Annotated in this window: 29 protein-coding genes; 9 read left to right on the forward strand and 20 right to left on the reverse strand. The window is 70.2% G+C overall.

The window, feature by feature from the left end; genetic code table 11:
- Window positions 1-145 precede the first annotated feature (145 nt).
- Entirely contained in the window at window positions 146-628 is a 483-nt protein-coding gene (locus FBZ33_RS22840; RefSeq protein WP_141910611.1) for a hypothetical protein, read from the forward strand.
- A 211-nt stretch (window positions 629-839) separates the two neighbouring features.
- On the opposite strand, the gene FBZ33_RS22845 is transcribed toward FBZ33_RS22840, so the two are convergent.
- From FBZ33_RS22845 to glnA, 4 genes are all read right to left on the reverse strand, one after another.
- Window positions 840-1,217: a VOC family protein gene (locus FBZ33_RS22845; RefSeq protein WP_141910612.1), complete on the reverse strand. Its 378-nt coding sequence runs from the start codon at window positions 1,215-1,217 to the stop codon at window positions 840-842.
- A 125-nt stretch (window positions 1,218-1,342) separates the two neighbouring features.
- A complete protein-coding gene (locus FBZ33_RS22850; protein WP_088949502.1) occupies window positions 1,343-2,035 on the reverse strand; it encodes a YafY family protein in 693 nt (230 codons plus the stop codon).
- Window positions 2,036-2,148: 113 nt separating this feature from the next.
- The gene (locus FBZ33_RS22855) at window positions 2,149-2,574 is read right to left on the reverse strand and encodes a DUF350 domain-containing protein (protein ID WP_099856198.1); all 426 of its coding nucleotides are present in this window, start codon (window positions 2,572-2,574) and stop codon (window positions 2,149-2,151) included.
- A gap of 88 nt (window positions 2,575-2,662) precedes the next feature.
- Entirely contained in the window at window positions 2,663-4,012 is a 1,350-nt protein-coding gene (glnA, locus tag FBZ33_RS22860) for a type I glutamate--ammonia ligase (RefSeq protein ID WP_088949504.1), read from the reverse strand.
- A 261-nt stretch (window positions 4,013-4,273) separates the two neighbouring features.
- On the opposite strand from glnA, the gene FBZ33_RS22865 reads away from it, so the two are divergent.
- The gene (locus tag FBZ33_RS22865; protein WP_141910613.1) at window positions 4,274-6,031 is read left to right on the forward strand and encodes an NAD+ synthase; all 1,758 of its coding nucleotides are present in this window, start codon (window positions 4,274-4,276) and stop codon (window positions 6,029-6,031) included.
- Window positions 6,032-6,223: 192 nt separating this feature from the next.
- The gene (panB, locus tag FBZ33_RS22870; protein ID WP_088949506.1) at window positions 6,224-7,069 is read left to right on the forward strand and encodes a 3-methyl-2-oxobutanoate hydroxymethyltransferase; all 846 of its coding nucleotides are present in this window, start codon (window positions 6,224-6,226) and stop codon (window positions 7,067-7,069) included.
- Between the two features lie 108 nt (window positions 7,070-7,177).
- Here the strand turns inward: panB and npdG are convergent, their stop codons facing one another.
- The 4 genes from npdG to FBZ33_RS22890 all read right to left on the reverse strand — a co-directional run bounded on the left by npdG (window position 7,178) and on the right by FBZ33_RS22890 (window position 10,599).
- On the reverse strand, window positions 7,178-7,876 hold the full coding sequence (npdG, locus tag FBZ33_RS22875; protein ID WP_088949507.1) for an NADPH-dependent F420 reductase: 699 nt from the start codon (window positions 7,874-7,876) through the stop codon (window positions 7,178-7,180).
- A gap of 79 nt (window positions 7,877-7,955) precedes the next feature.
- A complete protein-coding gene (locus FBZ33_RS22880; RefSeq protein WP_141910614.1) occupies window positions 7,956-9,386 on the reverse strand; it encodes an RNB domain-containing ribonuclease in 1,431 nt (476 codons plus the stop codon).
- An 87-nt stretch (window positions 9,387-9,473) separates the two neighbouring features.
- Complete coding sequence (locus FBZ33_RS33650) at window positions 9,474-10,313, reverse strand: histone (protein ID WP_305069550.1); 840 nt, start codon at window positions 10,311-10,313, stop codon at window positions 9,474-9,476.
- A gap of 82 nt (window positions 10,314-10,395) precedes the next feature.
- A complete protein-coding gene (locus FBZ33_RS22890; protein ID WP_088949509.1) occupies window positions 10,396-10,599 on the reverse strand; it encodes a hypothetical protein in 204 nt (67 codons plus the stop codon).
- A 174-nt stretch (window positions 10,600-10,773) separates the two neighbouring features.
- Here FBZ33_RS22890 and FBZ33_RS22895 point away from each other — a divergent pair, with 174 nt between their 5' ends.
- Window positions 10,774-11,271 (forward strand): NUDIX domain-containing protein, encoded by a 498-nt coding sequence (locus tag FBZ33_RS22895; protein ID WP_099856209.1) that lies wholly within the window; start codon window positions 10,774-10,776, stop codon window positions 11,269-11,271.
- A gap of 6 nt (window positions 11,272-11,277) precedes the next feature.
- Here the strand turns inward: FBZ33_RS22895 and FBZ33_RS22900 are convergent, their stop codons facing one another.
- The 3 genes from FBZ33_RS22900 to FBZ33_RS22910 are packed head-to-tail and all read right to left on the reverse strand — an operon-like array spanning window position 11,278 to window position 13,459.
- The gene (locus FBZ33_RS22900; RefSeq protein ID WP_255509020.1) at window positions 11,278-12,240 is read right to left on the reverse strand and encodes a hypothetical protein; all 963 of its coding nucleotides are present in this window, start codon (window positions 12,238-12,240) and stop codon (window positions 11,278-11,280) included.
- Window positions 12,234-12,566 carry a PadR family transcriptional regulator gene (locus FBZ33_RS22905; protein WP_141910615.1) on the reverse strand — a complete coding sequence of 111 codons (333 nt, stop codon included), beginning with the start codon at window positions 12,564-12,566 and terminating at the stop codon, window positions 12,234-12,236. Before FBZ33_RS22905 ends, FBZ33_RS22900 begins: the two co-directional genes overlap by 7 nt.
- Before the next feature lie 20 nt (window positions 12,567-12,586).
- The gene (locus FBZ33_RS22910) at window positions 12,587-13,459 is read right to left on the reverse strand and encodes an AraC family transcriptional regulator (RefSeq protein WP_141910616.1); all 873 of its coding nucleotides are present in this window, start codon (window positions 13,457-13,459) and stop codon (window positions 12,587-12,589) included.
- Between the two features lie 143 nt (window positions 13,460-13,602).
- Here FBZ33_RS22910 and FBZ33_RS22915 point away from each other — a divergent pair, with 143 nt between their 5' ends.
- Window positions 13,603-14,193 (forward strand): GrpB family protein, encoded by a 591-nt coding sequence (locus FBZ33_RS22915; RefSeq protein ID WP_185755381.1) that lies wholly within the window; start codon window positions 13,603-13,605, stop codon window positions 14,191-14,193.
- Window positions 14,194-14,238: 45 nt separating this feature from the next.
- On the opposite strand, the gene FBZ33_RS22920 is transcribed toward FBZ33_RS22915, so the two are convergent.
- A complete protein-coding gene (locus FBZ33_RS22920) occupies window positions 14,239-14,805 on the reverse strand; it encodes an N-acetyltransferase (RefSeq protein WP_185755382.1) in 567 nt (188 codons plus the stop codon).
- A gap of 65 nt (window positions 14,806-14,870) precedes the next feature.
- On the opposite strand from FBZ33_RS22920, the gene FBZ33_RS22925 reads away from it, so the two are divergent.
- The gene (locus tag FBZ33_RS22925; protein ID WP_141910619.1) at window positions 14,871-15,755 is read left to right on the forward strand and encodes a transglutaminase domain-containing protein; all 885 of its coding nucleotides are present in this window, start codon (window positions 14,871-14,873) and stop codon (window positions 15,753-15,755) included.
- On the opposite strand, the gene FBZ33_RS22930 is transcribed toward FBZ33_RS22925, so the two are convergent.
- The 3 genes from FBZ33_RS22930 to FBZ33_RS22940 form a co-directional block, all read right to left on the reverse strand.
- A complete protein-coding gene (locus FBZ33_RS22930; RefSeq protein WP_141910620.1) occupies window positions 15,742-16,683 on the reverse strand; it encodes a redoxin family protein in 942 nt (313 codons plus the stop codon). The genes FBZ33_RS22925 and FBZ33_RS22930 overlap by 14 nt on opposite strands.
- Window positions 16,684-17,907, reverse strand: a complete 1,224-nt coding sequence (locus tag FBZ33_RS22935) for an epoxide hydrolase family protein (protein WP_141910621.1) — start codon at window positions 17,905-17,907, stop codon at window positions 16,684-16,686.
- A gap of 166 nt (window positions 17,908-18,073) precedes the next feature.
- Window positions 18,074-18,910, reverse strand: coding sequence for an SDR family oxidoreductase (locus FBZ33_RS22940; RefSeq protein WP_141910622.1), 837 nt, complete (start codon window positions 18,908-18,910; stop codon window positions 18,074-18,076).
- Window positions 18,911-19,033: 123 nt separating this feature from the next.
- On the opposite strand from FBZ33_RS22940, the gene FBZ33_RS22945 reads away from it, so the two are divergent.
- Together FBZ33_RS22945 and FBZ33_RS22950 are read left to right on the forward strand one after the other, a co-directional pair.
- Complete coding sequence (locus tag FBZ33_RS22945; RefSeq protein ID WP_141910623.1) at window positions 19,034-19,633, forward strand: TetR/AcrR family transcriptional regulator; 600 nt, start codon at window positions 19,034-19,036, stop codon at window positions 19,631-19,633.
- 168 nt (window positions 19,634-19,801) lie between these two features.
- Window positions 19,802-20,710, forward strand: coding sequence for an expansin EXLX1 family cellulose-binding protein (locus FBZ33_RS22950; RefSeq protein WP_141910624.1), 909 nt, complete (start codon window positions 19,802-19,804; stop codon window positions 20,708-20,710).
- A 620-nt stretch (window positions 20,711-21,330) separates the two neighbouring features.
- On the opposite strand, the gene FBZ33_RS22960 is transcribed toward FBZ33_RS22950, so the two are convergent.
- From FBZ33_RS22960 to FBZ33_RS22980, 5 genes are all read right to left on the reverse strand, one after another.
- Window positions 21,331-21,573: a hypothetical protein gene (locus tag FBZ33_RS22960; protein WP_141910626.1), complete on the reverse strand. Its 243-nt coding sequence runs from the start codon at window positions 21,571-21,573 to the stop codon at window positions 21,331-21,333.
- Window positions 21,574-21,635: 62 nt separating this feature from the next.
- On the reverse strand, window positions 21,636-22,145 hold the full coding sequence (locus tag FBZ33_RS22965; protein WP_141910627.1) for a hypothetical protein: 510 nt from the start codon (window positions 22,143-22,145) through the stop codon (window positions 21,636-21,638).
- A 251-nt stretch (window positions 22,146-22,396) separates the two neighbouring features.
- A complete protein-coding gene (locus FBZ33_RS22970) occupies window positions 22,397-22,846 on the reverse strand; it encodes a MerR family transcriptional regulator (protein WP_141910628.1) in 450 nt (149 codons plus the stop codon).
- A complete protein-coding gene (locus tag FBZ33_RS22975; protein ID WP_141910629.1) occupies window positions 22,843-23,199 on the reverse strand; it encodes a hypothetical protein in 357 nt (118 codons plus the stop codon). Before FBZ33_RS22975 ends, FBZ33_RS22970 begins: the two co-directional genes overlap by 4 nt.
- 220 nt (window positions 23,200-23,419) lie before the next feature.
- A complete protein-coding gene (locus FBZ33_RS22980; protein ID WP_141910630.1) occupies window positions 23,420-24,295 on the reverse strand; it encodes an SDR family NAD(P)-dependent oxidoreductase in 876 nt (291 codons plus the stop codon).
- A 51-nt stretch (window positions 24,296-24,346) separates the two neighbouring features.
- On the opposite strand from FBZ33_RS22980, the gene FBZ33_RS22985 reads away from it, so the two are divergent.
- The gene (locus FBZ33_RS22985; RefSeq protein ID WP_185755383.1) at window positions 24,347-24,994 is read left to right on the forward strand and encodes a TetR/AcrR family transcriptional regulator; all 648 of its coding nucleotides are present in this window, start codon (window positions 24,347-24,349) and stop codon (window positions 24,992-24,994) included.
- The last annotated feature ends 476 nt before the right edge of the window (window positions 24,995-25,470 follow it).

Here is a 25,470-nt window from a genome sequence, read left to right on the forward strand (position 1 = left end):
GCAGGGACGTCGACGTTGCAACCGGTTTGTCCGGCCGCTGGTCGCAGATTGTCAGCCCGCTGACAGGTTCGCCATGGGCCGCGCCCAGACTTTCCGGTCACTGTCGGTGACGTCATCGCAGCATCAACGACGACCTGGAGGACTGATGTTCCGCACGATGTCGAAGAAGCACCTGCTGGCCAGCGTGGCCGCCGCCGGTGTGCTCGGCGTGGGGATCGCCGCCCCCACGATGGCGTTCGCCGCTGACGGCAGCACCCCGACGCCAAGCGCCAGCAGCAGTGAGCAGCCGCAGCAGCAGGACCGGCAGGGCGACAAGAAGGGCGAGCGGCAGAGCGAGTTCGCCGAGAAGCTCGCCACCGAGCTGGGCGTCCCCACCGACAAGGTGACCGCCGCGCTGGAGAAGCTGCGCGAGCAGCACAAGCCGGCCGACCGGCCGGAGCGCCCGTCCGCCGAGGACCGGCAGGCGGCGCTCAAGGAGCGGCTGGACCAGGCGGTCAAGGACGGCAAGCTCACCCAGGAGCAGGCCGACGCCATCACCAAGGCCGTCGAGGCCGGCGTCTTCCCCGGCCCCGGCGGCCACCGCGGTCCGGGCGGTCACGGCGGTCCCGCGGGCACGCCGGGCAAGTAACCCCGGCAGCCCTCTGGTCGAACCGGGCCCACCCCGGCTTGATCCACTCGGGTTTCGTGAAGTGGCGGTGTCCGGCGCACCCGGACACCGCCATTTCCTTGAGCCGGAGTTGATCATCACTGCCGAGCGCCAGGGAGGCCGGTACCCCAGCCCTCAGCCGCACCGGCACCCGACCCAAGGGGTCAGCCCCGAAGCGCCGGCCGGGAGCGCATCAGCCCTTGGCGGGCGGAGGGCTGAACACACCCAGGTGGTTTCCGGCCGGGTCGAGCAGGTGGGCGAGGGTGAGGCCGCTCGGTGCCGTACGGGCCGCCACCAGCACCTTGCCACCGGCCGCCTCCGCTCGCCGGCAGGTTTCCGACACGTCGGTGACCTCGGCGTAGAACACCGCGTAGTTCGGTGACGTCCCGTCGGTGGCCCGAATCGCCCCGCCGATCCCGGTGTCGCCACCAGCGCCGGTCACCCGGTAGGACCCGCCGCTGCCTGCGCCCTGCTCCTCAAAGGTCCAGCCGAACAGCTCTCCGTAGAAGCGCTCCGCCTCCTCCGGCCGGTCGGTGCCGATCTCGAACCAGGTGATGGGCGTCGTGGACATCTGCTGCCTCCAGAGTTTCCGTGCCGGCCGTTCGGCCGTCGTCTGGAGCAGTCTCTGGGTCGTCCGCGACACCGTCCTGTCGGTGTTTCCGGATCACCCAACGGAGACCCGCTCTCGAAAACCCGTCAGACCAGGCTCAATGAGCGGACCCGCTCGCGCGGAATGTCCAGGTCGGTCGGGCGCAGCTCGCGGGACACCACGTCGGGCAGCGCCTGGACGCTTTCGATCCGGTCGGTGCGGAAGCAGCGCAGCTCGTCGCGCAGTCGGCACCAGGCCAGCAGATACCAGTGTCGTGGGTTACCGAGGTAGCCCAGGGGCTCGACGTCACGGACCGAGCCGGCGCCGGCCCGGTCCGCGTACCTGATGCGCAGCACCCGCCGCGCGGCGACCGCGTCGGCGACGAGGGCCGGGACGGGCGTGGCCGGCCCGTCGCCGACCAGGTGCACGCGGCCGGCGAGGCGGTGCGCCTCGACGGCGTCGGCGGCTGGCAGCACCGCCATCAACTTGCGCAGCGCGGTGCCACCCGGCCCGGCGAACGGCGTGCCGGCGAGCCGGCGTAGCGCGACGGCCATCGCGACCGCCTCGGCCGCGGTCAGGTTGACCGGCGGCAGAGTGCGGGCGCGATCCACCACGTAACCGCCGGTGCGCCCGGGCTCGGCCCAGATCGGCACCCCGGCCTCCTGTAGCGCGCCGATGTCCCGTTCGATGGTGCGGCTGCTCACCTCGAAACGCGCGGCCAGCCAGCGGGCGCTGCGCGGCCTTGGCGACACCGCCCGCAGCTCCTCGACCAGCGCGTAGAGACGGTCCGTACGGTTCATGCCCGGCACGCTACGGCCCGGGTACGACGCCCGTCGGCGACCGCCCGCACTGCGACGCGGACGGCCGCCACAGCAAGACGCGGGCGGCCGCCACAGCGAAGCGGACAGCCGCCTCAGGCGATGCAGGCGCAGACGATCAGCGCGGCGCCGAAGTGGGTGGCGGCGCTGACCCAGGCCGCCGGGTGCGGCTCGTCCGAGCAGATGACCTCGCCGAGCTTGCCCGGGGTGAGCAGGTCGAGCACGAAGAAGGCCAACGCCATGATGGCCAGCCCGACGATGCCGAAGATCACCGTGGAGGCGAGCCCCCTGCCGAAGTCGCTGTAGCTGGTCAGGATCGCGGTGAACACGATCCCGGCGATGCCGAGCTGGTTGGCGGCCAGCAGCAACCCCGCGTTGGAGTTGCGCTGCACCCAGATCAGGTCGCGCAACCGACCGGGCGTGAGCAGGTCGACCAGCACGAAGCCAGCCGCCATGAGCCCCACGCCGACGATCCCGAACACGACGCTCTGCCAAGCACCGCTGAGCAGATCCTCCAGCACCGACTGCCTCCCGACTCTCCGCCCGGAGGGGGTACCGGCGCGGTGATCGAGACGATAGCGGCAGCGCGCAACCGCGTCAGCCCCGCGGTTACAGCGCCAGGTAGCGCTGCCGCTCGTACGGGGTGACCTCGCGCCGGTACTGCTCCCACTCGGCCCGCTTGTTGCGCAGGAAGAAGTCGAAGACGTGCTCGCCGAGCACCTCGGCGACCAGTTCGGAACCGGCCATCACGTCGATCGCCTCGGCGAGGTTCTCCGGCAGCGCCTCGTATCCCATGGCACGCCGCTCGGCGCTGGTCAGCGACCAGACGTCGTCCTCGGCGCCCGGCGGCAGCTCGTAGCCCTCCTCGATGCCCTTCAGGCCGGCGCCGAGCAGCACCGCGAAGGCCAGGTAGGGGTTGGCCGCCGAATCGGGTGAGCGGACCTCGACGCGGGCCGAGTTGGGCTTGCCGTACGCGGGAACCCGGACCAGCGCGGACCGGTTGAGGTGACCCCAGCAGACGTACGCGGGGCTCTCGGTGATCCGGTCCGGCAGGGCCTGCGGGAAGAGCCGCTTGTACGAGTTGACCCACTGGTTGGTGACTGCTGTGTATTCCCGGGCGTGCACCAGGAGGCCGGCGATGAACGACTTGGCCACCTTGGAGAGCTTCATCGGGTCACCGCTGTCGTGGAAGGCGTTGCGCTCCCCCTCGAACAGCGACAGGTGGGTGTGCATCCCGCTGCCCGGCTGGTCGGTGAACGGCTTCGGCATGAAGCTGGCCTGCACTCCGGTGGAGAGCGCCACCTCCTTGACGACGTGCCGGAAGGTCATGATGTTGTCGGCGGTGGTCAGCGCGTCGGCGTAGCGCAGGTCGATCTCCTGCTGGCCGGGCGCGACCTCGTGGTGGCTGAACTCCACTGAGATGCCGATGCGCTCCAGCGCCAGCACACCCTGGCGGCGGAAGTCGCGAGCCACGGCGTGCGTGGTGTGCTCGAAGTAGCCGCCGGTGTCGACCGGGGTGGGCACCGAGCCGTCCTGCGGGCCGTTCTCCAGGAGGAAGAACTCGATCTCGGGGTGGGTGTAGAAGGTGAAGCCCTTCTCGGCGGCCTTGGACAGCGCCCGGCGCAGCACGTGCCGGGGGTCGGCCCAGGACGGACCGCCGTCGGGCAGCAGGATGTCGCAGAACATCCGGGCGCTCTCGCCGCTGACCCCGCCCTCGAACGGGAAGACCTGGAAGGTGGTCGGGTCGGGCATGGCCACCATGTCCGATTCGAAGACCCGGGCGAAGCCCTCGATCGCCGAACCGTCGAAGCCGATGCCCTCCTCGAAGGCCGCCTCCAACTCCGCCGGCGCCACCGAGACGCTCTTGAGCGTGCCCAGCACGTCGGTGAACCACAGCCGGACGAACCGGATGTCCCGCTCTTCCAGCGTGCGGAGGACGAACTCCTGCTGACGGTCCACTTCCCCAACCCCTCGCGACGCTCTGCTGTCCGCCTTGGTCGGGCTGCGCGCCCGACCTGATCGCCCAGTCTTACCGGGCCTGGTTACGCAGACGTTACGCGAACTGCCGCCCGTCGTCCCCTCGCCTCCCGCTCGGCGGGCGGGGGCCCGGCCGTGGACGAGCCCGTGCCCGGCCGGACGGCGGGCGTCGTCGCCGCAGCGTGGCGGCCATCTCGTCGGAGGGTGGGGATTGTCCCGTTGGGGCTGGGGCAAGATGAGGACATGCCCACCCTGCGTCTCGCCCTGTCCCAGGTCAACCCGAGCGTCGGCGACCTCGCCGGAAACGCCGACCTGGTCCGCAGCTGGACTCGCCAGGCCGCCGATGCCGGTGCCCAGCTGGTGCTCTTCCCGGAAATGATGCTCACCGGTTACCCGGTCGAGGACCTGGTCTTCCGGCGCTCCTTCGTGGCCGCGTCCCGGGCAGCCGTGGAACGGCTCGCGGCCGACCTCGCCACGGACGGCCTCGGTGAGGTGCCGGTGGTGGTCGGCTACCTGGACGCCGACGGGCCGCCGCAGGTCAGCGGCGACGCCGAGCCGGGCCGGGGTGCCCGCAACGCCGCCGCGCTGCTGCACCGGGGGGTCGTCGCCGCCCGCTACTTCAAGCACCACCTGCCCAACTACGGGGTCTTCGACGAGGACCGCTACTTCCTCCCCGGCGACACGCTGACGGTGGTGCGGATCGGTGGCGTGGACGTCGCGCTGACCATCTGCGAGGACCTGTGGCAGGCCGGCGGCCCGTTCGCCGCCGCCCGGCAGGCCGGCGTCGGCCTCGTGGTCAACATCAACGGCTCGCCGTACGAGCTGAACAAGGACGACATCCGGCTGCCGCTGGTCCGCCGCCGGGCCGCCGAGGCGGGCGCCGCCATCGCGTACGTCAACATGATCGGCGGACAGGACGAGCTGGTCTTCGAGGGCGACTCGATGATCGTGACCGCCGGCGGTGAGCTGCTCACCCGCGCCCCGCAGTTCGTCGAGCACCTGCTCGTGCACGACATCGAGCTGCCGGCCGCCACCGCCACGACGACCACGGAGGCCGTCGCGGACGGCATGCGCATCGTGCACAGCACGCTGGACGGCATTCCGGCCGCGCCGACCGGCCCGGGCGCCACCGGCGGTCTGATCGAGCCGGTGGCCGACGAGGCCGAGGTGTGGCAGGCCCTGGTGTTGGGCCTGCGCGACTACGTCAACAAGAACCGGTTCCCGTCGGTGGTGCTCGGCCTCTCCGGCGGCATCGACTCGGCGGTGGTGGCCGCGTTGGCCGTCGACGCCCTCGGGCCGGACCGGGTGGTCGGGGTGTCGCTGCCCAGCCAGCACTCCTCCGAGCACTCCCGGGAGGACGCCGCCGACCTGGCCAAGCGCACCGGCCTGGACTACCGCGTCGAGCCGATCCAGCCGATGGTGGACGGCTTCCTGGCCAACCTGTCGCTGTCCGGTGTGGCCGTGGAGAACCTCCAGGCCCGGGTCCGTGGCGTGATCCTGATGGCGCTGTCGAACCAGGAGGGCCACCTGGTGCTGACCACCGGCAACAAGAGTGAGCTGGCGGTCGGCTACTCCACGCTGTACGGCGACTCGGTGGGCGGCTTCAACCCGGTCAAGGACGTCTGGAAGACCCTGATCTGGCGGCTCGCGAAGTGGCGCAACCGGGACGCGGCCCGGCGCGGCGAGACCGCCCCGATCCCGGAGAACTCGATCGGCAAGCCGCCGAGCGCCGAGTTGAGCCCGGGCCAACTGGACAGCGACAGCCTGCCCGACTACGACGTACTGGACCCGATCCTGATCGGCTACGTCGACGGCGACCTCGGCCGCGACGGGCTGGTCGAGTCGGGTCACGACCCGGCGATCGTGGACAAGGTGCTGCGGCTGGTGGATACCGCCGAGTACAAGCGGCGGCAGTCGGCGCCGGGCACGAAGATCTCCATGAAGGCGTTCGGTCGGGACCGCCGTCTGCCGATCACCAACCGGTGGCGCGAGCACGGCTGAGGCGTACCCCCGGGGATGTCGGGTCGGTGGCGGGACCCGGCGCCGCCTCGCGGGGGCCGCGCGGCGCGGACCTCGCGGTTTCGCTGTGGAGTGACATCTTGCACTGGGCCCTGCCGTCACCCCGTCTCACGGTGCGACGATCGCGACGGAACCCGGGGACCGCGCAGGCGGCCTCGAGGAAGGGAGACAGAGATGGTGGAGTCCACTCCGAACGAGGTGACCGCGCTGTACGGCGGCCCGGCCACCCGACGGGTCCGCACCCGGGACCTGATCGCCGCGAAGGAGCGCGGTGAGCGGTGGCCGATGCTGACGTCGTACGACCAGTACACGGCGTCGATCTTCGACCAGGCCGGTGTGCCGGTGCTGCTGGTCGGCGACTCGGCCGCGAACAACGTGTTCGGCTACGAGACGACTCTGCCGGTCACGGCCGACGAGTTGCTTCCGCTGGTGCGGGCCGTGGTGCGGGCGACCCGGCAGGCGCTAATCGTCGGTGACCTGCCGTTCGGCTCGTACGAGGAGGGGCCGGCGCAGGCGCTGCGCACCGCCGTCCGGTTCATGAAGGAGGGTGGCTGCCACGCGGTGAAGCTGGAGGGTGGCCGCCGCTGCGCCGAGCAGATCGCCGCGATCGTCGGCGCCGGCATTCCGGTGATGGCGCACATCGGTTTCACCCCGCAGAGCGAGCACACGCTGGGCGGCTACCGGGTGCAGGGCCGGGGCGACGCCGCCGACGAGGTGCTCGCCGACGCGCGGGCGGTCACGGAGGCGGGGGCGTTCGCTGTGGTGCTGGAGATGGTGCCCGGCGAGGTGGCCAAGCGGATCACCCACGAGCTGCCGATCCCGACGGTGGGCATCGGCGCCGGCCCGGACACCGACGCGCAGGTACTGGTCTGGCAGGACATGGCGGGGCTGCGGACCGGAAAGGCGCCCCGCTTCGTCAAGCGGTACGCGGACCTGGCCGGCGTGCTCACCGACGCCACCCGGCGTTTCGCCGACGAGGTCCGGGGCGGCGAGTTCCCGGCCGCCGAGCACACCTTCTAGGAATGCGCCCGGCGTGACCCACTCGGGTTTGCCGAAAACGCGGTGTCCCTGACCTCGGGACACCGCGTTTTCACGAAACCGGAGCGGATCACGCCGCCAGAGAACGACTCAGATGTCGGTGACGCGAATGCCCGCGTGCGCCTTGTAACGCTTGTTGATCGCGATCAGGTTCGCGGTGAACGCCTCGATCTGGTGGGCGTTTCGCAACCGCCCGGCGTAGATGCCGCGCATCCCCGGGATCCGGGCGGCGAGCGCGCCGACCACGTCGACCAGCTCGCGGTCCTCGGTGCAGATCAGCACGTCCAGGTCGATCCGGTCGACCTCCGGGTCGGCCAGCAGCGGGGCGCTGACGTGGTTGAACGCCGAGCAGACCCGGGAGTCGGGCAGCAACGCGGCGGCCTGCTGCACGGCGCTGCCCTCGGCGACGGTCAGCGCGTACGGGCCCTGCTTGTCGAAGCCGAGCGGGTTGACGCAGTCGACGACGATCTTGCCGGCGAGTGGCTCGGCCAGGGCGGCGACGGTGGCGGCGTGCCCGTCCCACGGCACCGCGATGATCACCACGTCGCTGCGTCGGGCCACCTCGTCGTTGGCCGCGCCCGTGACACTGCCGGTGGCCGGCACACCGGGCAGGGCGGCGATCTCGGCTGCGGACTCGGCGGCCCGCTCAGCGTTGCGGGAGCCGATCAACACCGTCTGCCCGGCCCGCGCGAACCGGTAGGCGAGACCTCGCCCCTGGTCGCCGGTGCCACCGATGATGCCGACCGTCAGCCCGGACACGTCGGGGAGCGTGCTCGCGTCGTATGCCATGGGGTCATCCTCGCAAACCGACCGGTCCAGCAGCAGCGCGGAGCCCTGTGACGATCCCCGCTGCCCCGCGCCCGCAGGGTCAGGCCAGCTCGAACAGGACCGTGCGGGCTGTCGGGTCCGCGGTGACCAGCCGGACGCGGACTCGTTCGCCGAGCGGCAGGTCGCCGAGGCATCGGCTGCGCACCGGCGGGGCGTCCAACGCGACAGTGCCGCCGGGCGGTCGGGTGCGGGCCCGACCGTTGGGCGGCGCGTCGACGTCCAGCACTGCCGCGTCGAAGGTCTCACCCACCCGGTGCTCCAGCAGCACCGCCTCGGCCAGCTCGACGGCGCCCCGGGTGGCCGTCGAGGCGATCCGGTCGGTGCTGGCCATCACCTCGGGCAACCGGGGCAGCGCGGCGCGAGCCCAGTCGGGCACCGGCTGGCCCGCGTGCAGGGCCAGGCAGACCTCCGTGGCGTACCGGTCGGCCAGACGCCGCAACGGCGCCGTGACGTGGGCGTACGTGGCTGCCACGCCACCATGCTCCGGTTGCTCCGGCACCGTCCCGTCGAAGGCGGTGTACGCGGCGCCGCGCATCAGCTCGGCCGCCTGGTCGATGAACGCGGCGGCGCGCGGCTGGGAGGCGTCCAGACCGGCGATCACCTGACCCGGCCCCATGTCGTCCGGCCAGTGCACGCCCAGCGGCGCGGCGGCGGCCCGCAGCCGCTGCACGGCCTCCGGTTTCGGCGCGGGCATCGTCCGCAGCAACCCGACCCGGCCGGCCAGCATGATGTCGGCGGCGGCCATCCCGGTCAGCAGGGAGATCTGGGCGTTGTGCTCCTCCATCGGCACCGGCGCGCGCAGCACCAGTTGCCAGCCGTCGCCGTCGGGCTCCAGATCCTGCTCAGGCAACGGCAGGTTGATGGCACCCCGGCGCAACCCGCGGGCCGTCAGCCGGTCGCCGATCTCGGGCAGCAGTGCGATCGGCTCGGGCAGCCGACCGGCGTCGGCTGCCGCCTGCACCCCGGTGTAGTCGAGTTTGGCCCGGCTGCGAACCAGGGCACGTTCCAGCTCCACGGCCACGGTGCCGCCGTCGGCGTCTAGGTCGATGGTCCAGACCACAGCGGCCCGGTCGTCGTCGGGCAGCAGGCTGGCCGCACCCTCGCTGAGCGTGTGTGGGTGCAGCGGCACGTTCCCGTCGGGCAGGTAGATGGTCTGCCCGCGCCGCCAGGTCTCCGCCTCCAGCGCGCCGCCCGGGGCGACGTGGGCGGCGACGTCGGCGATCGCGTACCGCACCCGGTAGCCGCCACCTGGACGGCGGGCGAGGTGCATCGCCTGGTCCAGGTCGCGGGAGGTGGCCGGGTCGACAGTGACGAACGGTACGTCGGTGCGGTCGACGGGCGGGCGCGGCGGCGCGCCGGCCGCCTCGTCGGCCTCACGTTGGGCGTCGGCCGGGAACTCCCCGGGCAGGCCGAGTTCGCGGCGCAGTGCGCCGAAGTCGATGCGGGGCGCGAGTACGCGTCGGATGACCACGGGTCAATCCTGACAGCGCCGCCGGTGATCCGCTTCCGGTGACCGGCCGAGATATCTCTTGCCGGGCGAGCCGGGGTCGACCGGCGCTCAGCCGGTCGCCTTCCGGGCAGCGCTGCGCGGGCTCCGGGGCGCGGTGGCCCGTGCGGCGGCAGGGCGGGCCGGTGACTTGCGGGCGGTCACCTTGCGGGCCGGGGCCTTGGCCGCGACGGTCTTCTTCGCCGGGGCCTTCTTGGCCGCCGCCTTGCGCGCGGTGGTCGACGAGGTGCCCGTCGCCTTCGCGGCCGGGGCCTTCTTCGCCGGAGCCTTGCGAGCACCGCCGCTGGGGCCGGTCGACGCGGTCTTCTTCGCCGGCGCCTTCTTGGCGGCCGTCTTCGTCGCCGCCGTCCTCTTCGCCGCTGTCTTCTTGGCGGCGGACGCCTTGGTCGCGGTCTTACGCGCCGGCGCCTTCGCCGCGGCGGTGGTCTTCTTCGCCGCCGAGGTGGTGGTCTTCTTCGCGGCGCCCACGGTCTTCTTCGCGGCGCTGGTGGTCTTCTTCGCCGTGCCCGTGGTCTTCTTCGCCGTGCCCGTCGTCTTCTTCGCGGCTGCGGTGGTCTTGCGCGTCGCGGACGCCGGGGCCTGCTTCGCCGCGACAGTTGTCGAGCGGGTGGTGGTCTTCTTCGCGGGGGCCTTCTTGGCCGTCGTGGTGGCCTTGGTCGTGGTCTTCTTCGCGGGAGCCTTCGTGGCCGCCGTGGTGGTCTTCTTCGCCGGGGCACGTCCCGCGCCGCCGGCGGCCTTCCTCGCCGGGGCCTTCGCCGCCTTCGCACCCGCCGTGGACTTGCGGACGGGGGTGGTCCGGCTCGCGGCCGTGTTGCGCTCCGCCGCGGCGGTCTTCTTCGCGGTGGTGCGTCGGGCGGCCGGGCGGGTGGTGGCCTGCTGTGCTTCGGCCATCGTGGTTCCCTCCTTGGGGACGTGCTCTCGCGTGCGTCCTCGCGGAGCACGAAATGCCTCGGCGCGGGCCGTCCCGCGCCGCCTACTTGTTCTCCCCGGCCCAACGAGCGTCCTCGGCATCCCACGCCTCGTTCCGCTCCTGCACGCGTTGCAGGGCGTTCTCCGCGTCGGCCGCCGAGTTGTACGGGCCGAGAACGTGCTTCGCCGGACACACGTCGGCGTCCGTCTCGACCCGGTGATGCCGGGTGCACCAGTAGAACTGCCCACCACGTTCGCTGTCGCTCATGGGAATCACTGTGCACCGCGAACCGTCAGGCCGCCACCGGATCGCACAAGTCGCCGACCCTCTCCACAGTAGATATGCGTGGGGCCCGTGGGGCCCGAACAGCGAAACGCGTGGGACTGGAGACCGAAAAGATGCGCAGGTCAGTCTCCCCGCGCAGCGGCCTATGATCGCCGGATGGGGACACCGGACTACATCGTGGGGATGCGCAAGCACGTCGGCCACGACCTGCTCTGGCTGCCCAGCGTCAGCGCGGTGGTCCGCAACGACGCCGGTGAGCTGCTGCTGGGCCAGCGTTCCGATGACGGGCGCTGGTCGGTGATCAGCGGGTTCGTCGAGCCGGGCGAACAGCCGGCCACCGCGCTGGTCCGTGAGGTGCGGGAGGAGACGGGCCTGGACGTCGCGCCGGTGCGGATGTCCAGCGCCGTGTCGCACCCGCACACGTACCCCAACGGGGACCAGTGCGAATACCTGAACCTGGGCTTCCTCTGCCGGGTGGTGGCCGGCACCGCCCGGGTCAACGACGACGAGTCGCTGGCCGTGCGGTGGTTCGGATTGGACCAGCTGCCCGAGCTGGACAAGCACGCCCTGCTGGTCATCGCCTACGCCCTGCGCGACAACCCGTCGGCCGGTTACCTGGAGCCGGGCGTGACGTGGGACGACGTGCCCGACTGAAGGGGTTCACGCCGGGGTGGACGCGAGCACGACCGGAGCGGTCGGCGCCGACCGCGCCGCCCTGATGGTGTACGCGAGCGCGTACGGCGTGCAGGCCAGGTAGAGCATGGGTTCCGTCGGCACCCGGTTGCTGATGATTCCAAAGATCTCCCATGGAATCGTGGGTCGGGGCAGGCCGATGTTCCAGTCTGTCCAGGCGGCGAGGAGCCACAGCGGCGCGGAGATCCGGTCGATGCTCTCCACCGGCGTCGGACCGATGACGGGGCCAGCGCGATAGCCCGCCGAGATGGCGTCGACAACGGCGAGAATCATCGCGAGGTCGGCGGCGGCGAGTGCGCCGAGGACGCCCACCCACCAGGCCGCGTGGAGGCGATGCCGAACGGCGAGGCTCGCCGCGGCCCAGAGGGCCAGCGTCAGACCGGCCAACCAGAGCAGCAGCCCGGGCAGGGTGGAAGCCAGGTCATCCGGGTAGAGGACGCACAGGAACACGACTGCGGCCACCCCGACGGGGAGCACCACCCCGAGCGCGATACGTAGCGGGCCGTCGAGTGCGGTGTGCCGGGCCCAGCGCGCGGCGAACACCGCCAGCAGCAGCGCCAACCCGACGGTGAACGCCGACCAGAGCGGCCTCTGCGCCCGCTCCGACCAGCTCTCGGCCAACACGCGCTCGATCGGGTACAGGGCGTACGCACTGACGAGCACGATCCCGACGCAGGCGATCGGGGACAGCAGCAACGCGGCCGCGGTGCGGCCGATCCGACCGCGCATCACTGTGCGGTCGATGATCGGGGCGCCGGCCCGGCTGACGGCCAGGCTCACCGCGAAGCCGAGCATCCTCGTCCGGTGACCGCTCTCGGCGAGCACGTGCAGCTCGGCGGCCCACTCGCGGCGCAGGTCGACGCGGACGTCGGCCGGCCAGCGGCGCGCGGCCATCTCCAGCAGCAGTTCGGCGGCCCGGCGGGTCACCACGCTGGCGCTCCGGTGGGCTCGGTGCCGCCCCACGAGGGACGAGCATCGGGGATCGCGGCGCGCAGATCGGCGAGCGCCTGGCGGGCCTGCGTCACCCCGACGGCGGTCAGCCGGTAGTAGCGACGGGCCGGCCGGCCGGCCGCGACGGGGTCGATCGCCTCCCAGTCGGCGGCCAGCCAGCCGGCCCCCTGCAACCGGTGCAGCACCGGGTACAGGGTGCCGCTGGGCAGGCCGGTCAATCGCATCAGGTCCAGCCCGTAGCGCTGCTCGTCGGGTTCGGCGAGCAGCGCCGCGAGCACCTTCGCGACCGGAATGGTCATCCGCATCCGACCACTGTATCGGAACTCTACATAGGGGTGGGTGCCCGTTCGACGGGAATCCACAGCTCGGCGTCCGCCTCGGTGCCGTCCGCGGACACCCGGACCCGGGAGATCTCAGGTCCAGGTCGGCTCCGGTACGGGTTGGACGGAAACCACTGGGTGAACACGTCACGCCACAGGTGCTGCACCGCCTGCGGGAACGCTCCGGAGGTGGTGAACACCGCCCACGTCCCCGCCTGCACCGGCAGCGCGTCCAGGTCCTCCGGTGGCACGGCACCGGTCACCACCCCGTGCCAGTAGTCCAGCTCGGTGCCCTCCTCCCGGCTGTCGGCGAGGTTGTCGCTGACGTTGACGATCCCGGCCGGCTCCTGATCGGAGAGCGCCTCGATCCGTGCGGTCGTCTCCTTGTCGATGCTCCGGATGAACGCGACGATCGCCGGGTTCATCCCCTCGTGCACCAGCGGGACCCGTGCCTTGCGCCCCACCAGCGCGAACACGTCCTTGCTGACGATTCGGTACTCCATGCTGCCGCTCCCTTCGACGGTGAGTCGGAAGGACATCCGGGGCTGGGCACGCAGCGCTGCCCCCGTACGCCGAGCCTCTCCGGGCCCCACGCCGTGCACGGCGTGGAACGCCCGGGCGAACGCCTCGGCGGACCCGTAGCCGTAGTGCACAGCGACGTCGAGCAGCGTCCGCTCCCCCGCGAGCACGTCCGCGCCGGCGACGGTGAGCCGACGCCGCCGGATGTACTCCGACAGCGGCATCCCGGCCAGTGCGGAGAACAGCCGCCGGAAGTGGTACTCCGACGTCAGCGCGATCCGCGCCAGGTCGGCCACCTCGATCTTCTGGTCGAGGTGACGCTCGATGTGAGCCATCGCCTCGTTGAGCCGATCCAGCACCCGGGCCTCCTTCCCTTTCGAACACTGACGCTAGATCGCGGGGTCGGTGGCCCACCCGATATCCGATGCCCGCATCGGTCGGGTGCGCCCGCACCGGTCGTCGTGTCGTAGCCTGGCGGACTTTGCTTCTCCAGGAGGTTGACGTGGCCGAGTATCCGCAGGACGTCGTGCAGCGCTTCCACGGCACCCCCGAACAGGTCGACGCCGGCCTGGTGGGCGACCCGCCGCGCACGTGGGGGTCCGTGGTCATCGAGGAGTACGACAGGGCCTGGGAGCAGCGGTTCACCGCAGTCCGGTCGTCGCTCACCGAGGCGTTGGGCGCTCTGATCATCGCGGTGGAACACGTCGGGTCCACGGCGGTGCCGGGGCTCGCTGCCAAACCCGTCATCGACATCGACCTGGTCATCGAGGACACCGCCGAGGAGTCCGGGTATCTCCCCGCCCTGGAACGGCTCGGTTACCGGCTCGTCCTGCGGGAGCCCTGGTGGCACGGGCACCGGATGCTGCTCAGCGCCGCCGAGGACGTCAACCTGCACGTCTGGCCGCAGGGTGCGCCCGAGCCGGTCCGGCACCGGCTGTTCCGCGACTGGCTGCGCTCGCATCCACACGACCGGGAGCTCTACGCCGCGACCAAACGACGCCTCGCGCAGGACACCGCGCACCGGCCCCGCGACTACAGCCTGGCGAAGAACGACGTCATCGACGAGATCTACGCGCGCATCTTCGCCGCCTGAGGCTGGTCAGCGATCCGGGGCCGAGCGCGCTGGCTCGGGTGGCTCTCAGCGCGGCGACTGCTGCATGACCCAGGTGGGCACGGGCTCCGACATTGAACCCACCACCTCCCAGCCGGCGCGGCGGTACAGCTCGACGTTGCCCGGTTTGCTGGTTTCCAGGATCGCCGGCAGCCCGTCGGCGGCGGCGCGCTCCAGCCCGGCCCGCATGACGGCGCGCCCCCAACCGCGTCCGGCGCTGTCGGGGTGGGTGCCCAGGACGCCGAGATACCAGAACGGGAACGCGGGCAGGGCTGCGTGCACGGCATCGTCGTAGCTCTGCACCCGAGCCTGCACGTCAGCGGGGTATCGAGCTGGCGTTGTGTGGCCGGCCGCCGGCTCGGCCGGTGGCTCCCAGATGGCGACCGATGCTCCCCCAGCGATCGTCCAGATCGACGACCGGTGCACCCGCTTGTCGAAGAGGTTCCCGAAGAAGGTGGCGGCGTACTCGGGATAGGTCTCATCGTCGGGGAACAGGTGCCGCAGCACGGGATCCTTGACGAACGCGGCGACCAGCGTGTCGACCACTGCTCGACGGTCCGCTGGGGTGGCGATGGTGATCTCGGGCGCTGTCACAGCAGTCGACACTATCCGGAGAAGCGCCTTGACCCTGACACCGTGGCGGACCGGAGACTGGCCCCATGGACCTCGATGACTACCGGAACCACTCTCCCTACAGCGACCCCGGTCGGCACGGCGGGCTTCTCGACGCCGTGGCGACCGACATCCCCACAGTGGCGGCGACGGCCCGCAACGTGATCGTCCACTACCGGGCCGGCGGCGTAGAGCTGCCCGACGATCGGCTGGACGAGGTGAACTGCCGCTGGGTGGACCGCATCCTGGACACGGACCAGTCCCGCTTTCCCCTGCCACTCACCGCTGAGCGCCCGGCCGTCGACCGGGTGGCCGGCTGCTGCCGGGACCACACGTTGCTCTCGGTGGCGGTGCTGCGCCAACACGGCATTCCCAGCCGCAGCCGAGTCGGGTTCGCCTCCTACTTCACGCCCGGCTGGCACCACGATCACGTGCTGCTGGAGTACTGGAACGGCGAACGATGGGTCTGGGCCGACCCGGAGATCGAACCGGCCGGCGACTGGCGGTTCGACGGCTACGACATCGACCCGACGGCAGGGCTCTTCGACTCGGCAGCACGGGTGTGGTCGGCGTACCGGGCCGGGGCGATCGACCCCGACGTCTACGGCGTGGCCCCGGAATCGCCGATCCGTGGTGCCTGGTTCATCCACGACTACGTCATCCAGGAGCTGGCTCACCGGCAGAAGGACGAGCTGTTGCTGTGGGACAGCTTCGGCGCGATGACCGACGACCTCACCGACGCCGACCTCACGCTCGCCGACGAGATCGCCGCCCTGCTGCTCGCCGCCGACGACGGCGACGAGGGCGCGGAGAAGGCGCTCGCCGACCGGTACGCGACGGACAGCCGCCTGCGTCCCGGCGCTCAGGTGCAGAGCTTTTCACCGGTCTCCAACACGGTGAGCACAGTCGATCTGCGCCTCAGCCGAACGTGAAGGCGTACGCCTGGGCGCCCGGCTCGCCGAACGTGATCTCCAGGGTCCGCTCCCGGACCGCGCCGGCCTGGCGGACGAGCTGGTAGAGGCGGCCGTCCTGGAGCACGCCTTTGCCGTCTTCGTCGACGTCGACGCCGTGTGAGGGGCCGGGAGCTTCGCCGTCGAGGAGCACCCGGAACGGGATCGACCGTCCCGCCTCGGGGGCCAGCACGAGATGCGCGTCGCGGCCGTGGAACCGGAAGGCGATGCTGCCGCCGGCCCGATCGGCCACGACGCTCTCCGACCCGATCGTCCACTCGCCCGCCAGTGCCCACTGGTTGAGGCCCAGGCTCGCCGGCAGCTCGTAGGCGCGGCGTTCGTCGAGTGCCGGGCCGTTCGGCGACGCGAAGTGTTCGCCACGACTGAATCCGAGGTACGTCTCGGGCGTCCGCAGTTCGCCCCAGTCGGCCTCCGCCTCCGGGCCAAGACCCTTCACGGGTACGGGGGCGCGCTCGATGCCGAGCAGTTGCTGGAGAACCCGCTCGGACTGCTCGTAGCGCCCCTCGCCGAAGTGCTCGTCGCGGATGACCCCGTCGGTGTCGACGAAGTACAGCGCCGGCCAGTACTGGTTGCCGAAGGCCCGCCAGATCGCGTAGTCGTTGTCGACCGCCACCGGATAGTCGATCGATCGCGCCGCGACCGCCCGCCGCACCCCGTCGACGTCGTGCTCGAACGAGAACTCCGGCGTGTGCACCCCGATGACGACCAGCCCGTCGTCGCGGTAGGCCTGCGACCAGGCACGCACGTACGGCTCCTGGCGCAGCCAGTTGATGCAGGTCAGCGTCCAGAAGTTCACCAGGACGACGCGCCCGCGCAGGTCGGCGGGGCCGAGTGGCTCGGAGTTGAGCCACTCGGCCGCCCCGTTCAGCGGGGGCAGATGCACGGCCATCTAGCGAAGCGGCCGGAAGGCGGCCCGCATCTCTTCCGAGAAGAGTTGCGGCTGTTCCCAGGCCGCGAAGTGCCCGCCCTTGTCCAGCTTGTTGTAGTGGATGAGATTGGGATACGCCTGCTCTGCCCAACTCTTGGGAGCCTGGTAGAGCTCGTCCGGGAACACGCTCACGGCAACCGGGATCGACACACCCTTGGCTGCGAAGAAGGAGAGCAGGTTCTCCGCATACAGACGAGCCGAGGAAACCCCGGTGTTCGTCAGCCAGTAGAGCGAGATGTTGTCGAGGAGGTCCTCCGGCGTGATGCCTCGGGGCTGCCCCGCGACGGACTCGGAAATCAGCTTCAGGCTGGCGGCGTCATGGTCGAGCATGTAGGTCGCCAGGGCGACGGGCGAGTCCGCCAGCCCGGTCAGTGTCTGCGCGCGTCCCATCTCAAGGGCGTAGCTGGAATGCTTCCAGAAGAAGTCTGCCTGCTCACAGGCGCGCCTCTCATCGTCCGAGAGATTGGACGGGAGTGACCCTAGAGGATTGTTCGCACCGGTGATACCGGACTGGAGCATTGCATCGATGTCGGGCGGATACACACCCGGCATGTTGGTGTGAATGCCGATCAGTTCCGGAGGCGCCTGCACGCCCATCAGTTCCGTGATGAGCGCCCCCCAGTCGCCGCCCTGCGCCACGAACCGCGTGTAGCCAAGGCGCCTCATCAACTCGATCCAGGCGTTTGCGATGTGCTGCGGGTCCCAGCCGGGCGTGCTCGGCTTGCCCGAGAAGCCGTAACCGGGCATCGACGGGATGACCAGATGGAAGGCGTCCGAGGCGCTCGCACCATGCGCGGTGGGGTTGGTGAGCGGGTCGATGATCTTCATCTGCTCGATCACCGAACCCGGCCACCCGTGCGTGACGATGAGCGGCAGGGCGTCCTCGTGCTTCGAACGGATGTGGAGGAAGTGGATGTCGAGACCGTCGATCTCGGTCATGAACTGCGGTAGGGCGTTCAGCCTCGCCTCGACCTTGCGCCAGTCGTAGTCTTTCTCCCAGAAACGCGCAAGGGCCTGCATCGTCGCAAGCTGCACGCCCTGCGACTGGTCCGGCACGGTTTCCTTTTCCGGCCAGCGTGTGGCGGCGATGCGCGCGCGCATCGCGTTCAGATCCTCCTCGGGGATTTCCACCTTGAACGGCCGAATTTCCGTGGTGCCGGGTCGCGTCATGGTCTTGACAGCCATGGGTGCTTCCTCTCCGTCTGAATTCGCGCCTCGCGAGGGGAATCATCAAATGAAGGTGGTGGCCACACGAGCAGTTGAGCGGTGTTTCCCACGCTGACCACGTTCAGGCACGGTCATGCGGGTCGGAATTGTGGCGAGACCACCGCGCGGGCAGTTTCCATGCTCATCAATGCGCATGTCCGGGATCCGCGACGGCATGCTCGGCGGCGCGGCTGACCTGCTCCCAGCCCGCCCAGGTGTCCATCCGCCGACGGGAGACGTCGAACGCCAGGTCGTACACCATGCTCCCGAGCAGGAGCCGCAGCGGCGGGTCGTCGCTGTCGACCAGGCGCAGCAACGCCTCGGCGGCCAGTCGGGGCTCGCTGTCGATCGAACCCTCCGCCCACTGTCGATCCAGTTCGGCGCGCAGCGGCGCGTACGGCTCCATCGGGCTGGTGGCGCTCAAACTGGTGTAAAGGTCGGTCCAGTAACCGCCCGGCTGCACGATGCTGAGCTTGACGTCGAAGGCCGCCGCCTCCATTGCCAACGCCTCACTCATGCCTTCCAGGGCGAATTTGCTCGCGCTGTACATGCCGGTGCTCGGAAAACCACCCAACGCGGCGATGCTGGACACCTGCACGATGTGGCCGGACCGTTGGGCGCGCAGATGCGGCAGCACCGCCTGACTGACCCACAGCGCGCCGAAGAGGTTGACCTCGAACTGGGCTCGCGCCTCCGCCTCGGTGAACTCTTCGACCATTCCCATGGAGAGGGTCCCGGCGTTGTTGACGACGATGTCGAGCCGTCCGAAGTGCTCGACGGCGGTGGCCACGGCGGCGAAGACCGCAGCCCGGTCGGTCACGTCGAGGGTCAGCGTCAGCAGCCGGTCACCGTGGCGCTCGTCGAAGTCGTCCCGGGCGATGGTCCGGGCGGCGGCGACCACCCGGTCCCCCCGGTCGAGCGCGGCGTCGGTGAAGGCGCGGCCCAGGCCGCGGCTGGCGCCGGTGATGAACCAGGTGCGCATGTCGGAACTCCATCCCCTTAGCGAGACGAGACGGTCCGTCTCGTCATGGAGGAGAGGTTAGGCCCCGCCACCCCGGCCGTCAAGACGAGACGGTTCGTCTCGTCGCTGATATCGTGGGGCCCCATGAGCCCCAACACGGCCCGCCGGAGAGAGACCTCCCGACGCGCCATCCTCACCGCGGCCTTCGACCTGCTCCAGGAGATCGGGTACGCGAAGGTCAGCATCGAGGGCATCGCCGCGCGGGCCGGCGTCGGCAAACAGACCATCTACCGCTGGTGGCCGTCCAAGGGCGCGGTCATCTTCGACGCGTTCCTCATGCTCAGCGAGGCCACCGAGGGCGGGCCGCCGACCCTGCCGGACACCGGCGACCTGGCCGCCGACCTGACCCTGGTGCTTCGCGCCACGGTCGAGGAGATGAACGATCCCCGGTACGAGCAACCGATGCGCGCCCTGGCCACCGAGATCGCGCTCGACCCCGAGCTGGCGGCGGCCTACGCCGAACGCCTGGACGGGCCGCTGAAGGACGCGAAACGGCAGCGCCTACGCAGCGCCCAGCAGGCCGGGCAACTCGCCGACGACATCGACCTCGACGTGGCGGTGGACCTGATCTGGGGACCGTTGTTCAGCCGATGGCTGCAACGCAGCGGACCGCTCACCGCCGAGTACGCCGACCTCGTCGTCACCACCGCCCTCGACGGGTTGCGCCCCCGCCGGCCGGCTTGATCCACTCGACTTCCGTGAAACCGGCCCATCCCCGGCCCCAGGAAACCCCGCTTTCCTTGAAGCCGAGTGGGCGCTCCCTGAACGGACTGCTATCCCACCGGTGCGACCAGTGACAGTTTGCTCGACGCTTTTGCGCTGCCGCAGCACGCTGCGGCAACATCAGGCGCCGTGACGGCACCAGGCTCGGCCCCCTTCAACGACACCCCGGTCGGCACACTCCGGTCGCGCCGGCGGGTCAGACACTGGTTGGCCGGCGCCGGGGTCACCGCCCTGGCCGCCGTACTCGGCATCACCCTCGCCGTACGCGGTGGTGCCACCCCGGCCTGCGCCGCGCCACCGACCGGAGACACCGTCCACAAAGCCAAGGCCAGCTTCTACGACGCCGGCCGCTCGGGCGGCAACTGCTCCTTCCCCGGCCCACCCGCGGACCGGCTCTACGTGGCCCTCGGCTCATCGGCGTACTCCGGGTCCGCGGCCTGCGGCAGCTACCTGGACGTGACCGGCCCGAAGGGCACCGTCCGCGTCATGGTCATGGACCAGTGCGGCGGGTGCGGATCCGGCAAGATCGACCTCTCCGATGAGGCGTACGCCGAGGTTGCCGACCAGGCGCAGGGCATCGCGCAGGTGACGTACCGGGCGGTGGTGAACCCGCCGCTCGACGGAGGCCTCACCTTCCGGATGAAGGGCGGCGCCTCGCGGTACTGGTTCGCGGTGCAGGTCGGCAACCACGGCAACCCACTCCGCTCGGTCGAGGCACAGGGGCCGGGCGGTGGCTTCCGCAAGGCGGCCCGCGAGAGCGACAACTACTGGACCGTCGAAGGCGGGATCGGCCCCGGGCCCTACAACATCAGGGTCACCGACCTGTACGGACGCCAGGCGACCGCCACCGCCATCCGGATGGTCACGAAGCAGGTCCAACGCAGCACGGCCACGCTCGCCTCCCCGCCCAGCAGTTCCCCGTCGGCTCCGCCGTTACCCAGCATCACGCCCTCGCCGACACCGTCCGAATCGGTCGCACCAACGGCGACCATCGAAGCGCTCGCCGGTGCCGCCCCGCTCAACGCCCCGCGCTGCTGACCACCCACCGACGGCGACTCGCCCCGCCGCTGGCGACTTGACCGCCTGAAGGCCCCCGTTACCTTGCCGCTCCTGGTCGGACCTGGTCAGAGGACACTCGATCTGGATGAAGGTGCAGCTCATGGGGGCCGTAGCAGTCCGCCATCAGCGTTGCCGCCTCGTCGCCACAGGCACAGACCTGGTTCGGGCCATTGTCGCCGATCAGGCCGCAGCATCCGGTCAGACGGAGGTTGTCCGGGTGTGGTTGAAGCGAGGGAGCGTCATCCGGGTTAACAACGACGGTGTTGCGGGGGCCAGCGGACTCGAAGTCGACGCCCTCAACGGTCAAGCCCACCTCCGGCATCGCTTGCGCAGAGCCATCCTGGTTTGTCGCTGGCACGAACGGGGCGCCGAAAGGCTCGGGGTCGATGGCGAACCACCCACGTGCCACTGTCGACGGCCCGGGGCCACGGTAGAGGTAGGGCGGACGAACCAACTCACCAGGCGAGAGCGTCAGGTCGGGCGTCAGCGCAAGGCCACACGAGGCGCACGTGAATACGGCCATGCGGGGAGTGTGCCAGGGCAACCCGTTCAGGTGGGGGCGGCACGAAGGGGTACGACCGCGTTCAGTTGACCTGCGGTCATCCATCCGGCCGTCGGTAGCCGCAGTCCAGGACGGTGCCTGACGCGCTGTCGACTACCTGCACCTCGTACGGGTCGCCTGCGTTTGCCCTGACGATCACATGATCAGCCATGACGCTGACCGAGAACTCCGGATCGACAGCGCCGCCGATCACCACGAAAGTCTCGTCCGGCTGCACCCAGAAGTCTTCGCCGAATGGTTCCACGAAGAGGCACACCAGCCCATCGCCAACATTCTTCACGGGGAGTCTGCGTCTCCCGTCCGGCCCTGACGCTCGGTAACGGCACTCGGATGAGCCGAAGATCATTGGCCGGCTGGCGGGCCCGGGACAGGAAACTCCACCTCGCTACGGATTTCCACGAACTCGTCGTCCGGGAGGCCCAGCCGCTTCTTCGGGCTGAGGAAGGTGACCATGCCGACGCTGATCCGATCGGCCCACGCACACATCGTGACGTAGTGCTGGTCGTTGCGTCCGCTGCCACAGCGGGCCACACCGCCCAGGAGGCCGGGGTCAACCGCTCGGACCTCACCCACTCGTGGGAACCACGAGAAGAGCTCGTCCAGCGTTGCTGCCTCGTCCCCCACCGTGCCGGAAGCCGCGCTGACCATCACCGCATAGTCGGCGTCGGTTGCACCGTTGTAGAGCTGTCCGGCTCTGTCCTTCGGCGCGTCCACCAGCCGACCGAGTTGCTCGACGTTGTCACCGACAGTGAGCAGCAGCGGCCGATGGAGGAATTGGGAGCGATTGCCCAGGCGCATCGGCAGCTCAAGGCGTGCGCGCACGTTGGACGGGCTCGCGGAGGGCTGGGCCACCGCAGAAGGTGAGGGCGGCGCCTGCCGGTCGGGCTGGGGCGAGCAGCCGAACGCCGCGCTCCCGACCACCAGCGCCAACATCCCCCGCGCAAACGTCTCTGCTCTGGCCTTCCGCATACGCGCGCTCCCCTGACGACCAATAGTCGGACGGGACGATACAACAGCTATCGGCTCAGTCCGCGATCGTGAGGAACGGGTGCGGGGCTAGCCAGGAGTGTCACGGCGGTTCTGATACCGATCTTGTCAGCGCTTCAGCAGGTGTCGGCACGGTCGTTCCTCTCCGCCAGTGCAGCAAAGGGCAGTGGGCAGCAGGAACTCTCGGCGCAGGCGGCCAGGTCATCACAACCAGCCGAGATGGCGTCTCGCAGGGTGTCACGGACGACGGCCAGGTCCGCCAGCCTGTGCTCGACCTCGGTGAGCTTCTCCCTGGCCCGCGCCTGGAGGCCATTGTCGGATCGGCCCCGGTGCTGGTGTCGTCCGGCGTCGAGCAGGTCGGCGACCTCGTTGAGGGTGAAGCCCAGGCGTTGCGCGGTCTTGATGACTCGCAGCAGGGTGACCGTCTCCGCCGGGTAGAGCCGGTGCCCGCCCGGCGACCGCTGAGGCGAGTCGAGCAGGCCCCGGCGCTCGTAGTAGCGCAGCGTCTGCTGGTTGACTCCTGCCGCGTCGGCCAGTTGACCGCTGCGCAGTCCCGACCCGGTCACCTCTGGTTCCGCAGAGACACGGCCCGCTCGGCGAGTGCGTCGAGCACGTCGACATGGGCCGCCGGCACCCGAACGTCCAGCAAGAGCGAGTCGGGGTCGGGTCGGGAAAGGCCGAAAGTGAAGAACGAGCAGCAGGACGACTCACGGGCCGTCAGGTCCCGCACCATCTCCTCGACCTGCGCACCACCATCGAGCCGCAACCGCAGGTGCTGCGCCGACACGCGGTCGAGGCCCCGCACCGCATCGGTGAAGAACTGGTCAAACTCGGCGAGCCGCAGCGGCTGTTCAGCCGTCGGAAGGGTGCAGGCGTCCGGCACCCAGGCGTCGTCCGTCGTGATGTGGCGATCACTCATATCGTCGACGGTAAGCCTGTACCCAGGTATCAGATGCAAGCCCGACGCCTGGCTGGGCTGGAATCCCCCGCCAGGCGTCGTGTGGTTACCAGGCTCGACCGGACCGGCGGGGCCGTCGGGCCAGGGACAACCACCCGAGGAACCGGGCGTGCATCGCCGGCAGGTTAGGACGCAGACCCAGACCGTGTACGTCGTCGATCGGAGCGGCTCGCGGAGTCCCTCATCGGCCGACGGCTCCCTTCGGGTAGTGGCGGCGCAGGTTGGCGGCGAGGACGCGGTCGAGCGTGCGGTCGGAGAGCATCGGGCCCAGGCGCATGATCAGGGCAGCATCCCGGCCGGCGGTGTAGCGGGTGCGCGGTCTACGCGTCGTCACAGCCCTCGCGATGACCCGGGCGGCGGCGTCGGCGGTCAGCCCTGAAGCAGTGCCCGAGGTCATCAACTTGTTGTTCGCCTGGACGAGGCTGCCGTAGCGCTCGTCCTGCTCCGGCGTCATTTGGGCAGCCAGGTGGTTCGCCGTCTCGACCCCGCGGGCCGCCATCTCCGTGCGGACGCCGCCGGGCTCGACCACCACCACCTGTACGCCAAGTGGAGCGACCTCCCGGCGGAGCGAGTCGCTGACCGCCTCCAGGGCGAACTTGGCGCCGGCGTACGCGCCGTATGTGGCCATGGCGAACTTGCCGCCCACCGAGCTGATGTTGATTACACGACCCTTGCTGCGTAGCAGCGCGGGCAGGAGCGCTTGAGTGACAGCGATGTGGCCGAACAGGTTGACTTCGAACGCCCGCCGCCACTCCGTCATCGGCAGGACTTCGACTGGGGCGTTCACCTGGACGCCGGCGTTGTTGACGAGCGCGTGCAGTGCACGCGGGTCATCGGCGACCCGCGCGGCGAGTGCCCCCACGTGCTCGGACTTGGTGATGTCGAGGATGACCGGCTCGATCCCTGTCGATCGGATGACGTCGGCGTCACTGTCGCGTCGCACGCCAGCCAGGACGTGAAATCCCTGGCGAGCCAGCTCGCGGGCGGCTGACGCGCCCACGCCCGTGGACGCTCCGGTTACGACGACCAGCTTTTGGATTTCAGATGACGTTGTCATCTTAGCTACCCTACTGTTTCAGATGACACTGTCAACCCTATGATGGGCGTCATGACCACCCGTGCGGAGTCCGCCGCCGCCACCCGTCGCGCTCTGCTCGACGCGGCCGCCGAACTCCTCGACCTCGGCGGCCCCGACGCGGTCACCTTGCGTGAGGTGGGCGCGCGGGCAGGCGTGACCCGGGGAGCGCCGTATCGGCACTTCACGGGCAAGGACAGCCTGCTGACCGTCGTCGCGGCCGAAAGCTGGGAACGGATCGGCGACCAGGTGCACGCCCTTCGGACCGACCCGGCCCTGCCTGCCTCCGAGAAGCTGCGCGGCGCTCTCCGCACCCTCATCGACGTCGGCCGGGAGCAGCCGCACCTGTACCAGGTGTTGTTCAGGCGGCGCGCAAACCTTCCTGGGCAACTCGGTGACGGGATGGATCGCATCCGGCGTCAGCTATGCGGGCCGGAAGGCGACCCGGCCGTGGCCGACCGCGCGGCCGAACGCTTCCAGGGCGAGTTCCTGAACATCGTCGCGGACCTCGTGGGAGAGCGAAACGCACGACGTCATGGCGCCCTGCTGCTGACCAGCGCCCACGGCATCGCGAGCATGGAGATCAGCGGCTACCTCGACACAGGCAAGTGGCACACCACCGCCGACGAACTCGTCGACACCCTCGTCCGCATGGTCACGGACGCCGGCGAAATGCCCTAGCAACGCCCCCGCCCCCTCGACGGCAGACGCCCCAAGCGGATCCGCGGCGAGCGACCCCCTTGTTGAGAGCCGGGTCCGCGAGTGTGATCCGACAACTGATGCGCGACACATCTCCGCCAGGTGATCTGCGACAGGCTCCCAGCAAGCTAAGGGCGGCAGGTTAGTCGCCGACGAAACGTCCCGTCATGTCGATGCGCATGCGTCCGATCGCCGTGCGAATGCAGCCGTTGTTGAAGATCCGGACATTCGCCTACGGCAGATCGCTTGCGCTGATGGGTCATGCTGAGGCAACCGGGGCAGCGGCCGATTGGAGTGGGACCATGACGATGTTCTGGCTCTGGACCGCAGCGGGCGGCGTAGCGCTGCTGCTTGCCGTTAAGTCGACCGTTTTCGTTGTGCGACGCCGCCGGGTGGCCCGCGCATCGTTGACCCGTGACCCCGTCATGCGGAACGCACAGCGAGCTATGGCCGAGATG

It is taken from the genome of Micromonospora sp. A202, from assembly GCF_006715105.1.
In the GTDB taxonomy this organism is placed as follows: Bacteria; Actinomycetota; Actinomycetes; order Mycobacteriales; family Micromonosporaceae; genus Micromonospora; species Micromonospora zamorensis.